At 35.5% G+C, this 3639-nt stretch carries 4 protein-coding genes; all 4 read left to right on the plus strand.

What is annotated here, in order from left to right; translation table 11 throughout:
• Positions 1-84 precede the first annotated feature (84 nt).
• Complete coding sequence (locus HYU07_07940) at positions 85-357, plus strand: hypothetical protein (GenBank protein MBI2130129.1); 273 nt, start codon at positions 85-87, stop codon at positions 355-357.
• 16 nt (positions 358-373) lie between these two features.
• Complete coding sequence (locus HYU07_07945; GenBank protein MBI2130130.1) at positions 374-886, plus strand: hypothetical protein; 513 nt, start codon at positions 374-376, stop codon at positions 884-886.
• Positions 883-1320 (plus strand): hypothetical protein, encoded by a 438-nt coding sequence (locus HYU07_07950; GenBank protein MBI2130131.1) that lies wholly within the window; start codon positions 883-885, stop codon positions 1318-1320. The genes HYU07_07945 and HYU07_07950 overlap by 4 nt, the downstream gene beginning before the upstream one ends.
• A gap of 469 nt (positions 1321-1789) precedes the next feature.
• On the plus strand, positions 1790-3639 hold a 1850-nt coding region (locus HYU07_07955), incomplete at its 3' end, for a hypothetical protein (protein MBI2130132.1).

Genomic DNA, 3639 nt, shown 5'->3' on the forward strand with positions numbered 1-3639 from the left:
ATTGAGTTTCAAGATCCCGAAAATAAACATGGGGTTTTAAAATTCAACAGTGACTCTTCACAGCCTTTTTTTATTCGCAGAGAAATGCTTTATGGTGCAATCTTTGCAGGCAGCAGGCAGTCATATGAATGTGCAAGGAATGCAGCATTAAAGAGGCTTAACTTCGTTGCAAAGGTTTATTCAAGAAAAGCGCAAAACCTTCCCAATAATGGCAACTGCAATATTTATAGCACAATCAACATGAATCTCGATGCTTTGACAAATCCAATAACACAATCAATTTACACAGATATTAATTCGTTAATAATAGCAAATCGTGAAGCTTCCGGAAGTGGTGAATGTGTTGCAGTATTCTAAAAAAGCACAAATAGAAATGATTGAAATGATAATGATAATGGTTGTAGTGGTTATCCTGCTTTTAGTTGCTGTATTTTTTTATTTTAAGTTTTATGCTGTGAGTATTTCCAAGAGTGGTGAGCAGTTGACACAGCAGGAAGCAGAGGTTTTGCTTACATCAATTACCTCAATGCCGGAGCTTCAGTGTAGTTTAGAATCAGAAAATAAGTTTTGTATCGATCTTTATAAAGTTTCAGCGTTTAGGAGTCTTGTTAATGATCCGAATGATCGATCTGGAATGCAATATTATTCAAATATTTTCAAGAACAAAGGGATTGTAATAAAATCAATCTATCCAAACTCAAATAATGGTGAATGTCCTTCCCAGTTAGTTGAATATCCAGTAAGCTGCAATACCTGGATTATTTATACACCGGGAAAAGCACAGAGCTATACGAAAAAACCATTAATCTCTACAATAGTTTCCCTATACCACCCAATTACAAAACAGTATGGGGTTGGAAAAATAATAATTGAGGCATATTCATGAAGAAGGCACAGACAGAGATACTTGGCCTGCTTGTAATAGTAATCTTGTTTATTATACTTGGGGTAGTGTATCTTAGGTTTTCCGGTTCTCCAACATCTGAGCAGCCGACAATAAGACAAAATATCGAGGTTGTGAATTTAGTTAATGCAATAAGGAAGTTTACTCCTGACACTACAACAAGGCCGCCAACTTCAATAAGGGACCAGATAAGAAACTGCAATGATGAATCATGCAGGCAGAATACAAATCAGGAAATAAGAAGGATTTTAGATGCTGCAGTTGATAAAAAAACAACATATTCTTTTGTGATCAAGAAGGACAATCAGGAATGGCCCAAGGTTGAATCCAGTGGCGGGTGTATAGGGAATCTGCAGTATGTTTACAATAGTCCGGATCCAAAGTACACAATTACATTGAAGTTATGCAGGAGATGATTTAGTTGGGAATCTTGTTCTTGATTTAAGTTCTAGAACTTTAATAGCTACCTTTCTTTATAAATTAAAGTTATCCTCTTCGGTATATGGTAAATTTAACTAATTTAAAGTGGTAACTGAAACTGAGCATAATTTATCTTTCTTTTTTCTAAAGAAGGATTTAAATTTCTTTTTTTTGCAAACAGAGAACATGATTATATTTTCAATTACCAAAATCTTTATAAAGTAATATAGTTCTAGACTATTAATCAAGACGATAGAGATCTATGTAGAATGTAGCTATGTAGATTCAATATGGTTAAAAAAAATTCGTGTTTAGAGAGGCTCTTTAAACACAAAATAAAATAATAATAAAAAAACAACTTATGATTTATCTAAGTATCCAGCACCATTTGTTGTAAGTGGAGCATATGATCCAAATAACGTATTTGTAGTTGGCTCAGGAGCTTCTGCTGAAGATACACTTGGTATGGTAGACATAGCAACTAAGTTGCAGTTTGAAGCCAAGACATGTACAAAAACAGGAACCACAACAGTAAGTGTTGCAGGTGGAACTTCAGAAACAATTCCATTAGGTAGCGCAATTGCAGATCCAAGGTCTACAACACTAGATCAGGAATTAAAAGCAACTAAACTGGCTGGTTTTATTGACAGTGTTATAACCTTCCAAAACAAAGAATATGATATAGGTGAAGCATTAATCCTAAACCAAGGAGCAAACGTAACTGTTGCAACATCCTTAACAAGCGCAGAGGATGACTACAAAACAGGTGTATTTATGGAAGTTGAAAGGGATTCTATAAAATATTTCTATAAATTTGATGAATCAATAAACGTTTCCAAAGCAACAACAACAGATCCATTAGAAGTAAAGTTCTTAGGAAAAACACTAAAAATAACAGCTGTAACTATTTCGGGTTCAACAGCAGGTACTGAATTTACAGCTAATGTTGGAACAGAATATTTCCTGACAGTTGATGATACAGTTAATGTTGATGTATCAGGTGTAACAAAGAAAGTTACATTAAAGAATGTTGGAACCTCATCTGCTGTTTTAGATGTTGATGGCAAACAAGAAACAATCAGCTCAGGCTCATCTGAAACAATAAATAGTGTCCAGGTTAAGGTAGATTCTGTATTCTACACAGACAATAAAGCAGAAAGATCAGCTACTTTAATTATAGGTAAGGATGCTGTTAAAACATATAAGGATGCAGATGCATATATTGGAGAGAATGAAGACGATCCAGACTGGGTATGGAATATTGGAAACTTGGGGACATCTTCAACATCAAACCCAAACACAAACCTAACAACCGGGGATGGTACAGGCCCGTTTATTGGTATTGAAAACGACTTTGTCTGGAATGATGCAAATGACAATCCGCCAGGTGTTGGGCAATGTATTAAACTACCAAATAACTATGTACAAATCTGTTATGATTCATTGACTGTTAAAGATGATGACTATATGACTTTCCAAATGAAGTATGAGTCTTCAACAGACTTAAGTGATGTATTTGGTAACAGATCTGCAGTAAAATCCATTGCTATTGAGACAAACAACAACGAAGGAATACTTCTTATGACAACTGCAAAAACAGGAGTATTATTCAACGAAACATCTGACAAGAAAACAGATAGGGTGTGGTTCTCAATAGGGGATGGCGGGGATAACTGGGATGGCAGGGCAAGAGGTACTACAAATAGAACATATGGTCTGTTCTATAGGGATACATCAAATAACAAGGTAAGATTATTTGGTTGGTATAACTTAACTGCACTTGATGCACCAGCACATAACCCAACATACAAATTTGGAGAAATTAACTATAAAGACACCAAAGGAACAGATATAGAGCTTCACTTTAGAGGTGGAGGTAATGAGTCGGGTTCACTTACAGGTAACGGTTCATTTATCCAGATTAGGTTAGTACCATATCAGAGTACTGACTTACCGGACTACAAAGATAACTTAACAGCAAACTTCTCATTAGCAGTAGCAACAAATCAAATTGTTGGATTAGGAAATACTTTATCTACAGAAGAAGCTAATGAATTAGTATGGGCTGGCCCAACTGTTACAAACATAGGAACTAAGGATGAAGACCATAGAAACCAATATGGTGTTGTAATTAGAAATCCAAAGAGTAATGGTGCAAGTGACAGGGTAAAATTAGAAATTCCAGGAGATCAAGTGAATGCAAACGTTGTAGTTAAATCTACAGGGGCTGTTGCATCAACATCTTCAGGAGAGACTTGTACTGCAGCAGACATTACACCAGTTACTAAGAAGAATACGGAAGTTACAGACCCAAC

The organism is Candidatus Woesearchaeota archaeon (assembly GCA_016180285.1).
Classification (GTDB): Archaea; Nanobdellota; Nanobdellia; order Woesearchaeales; family JACPBO01; genus JACPBO01.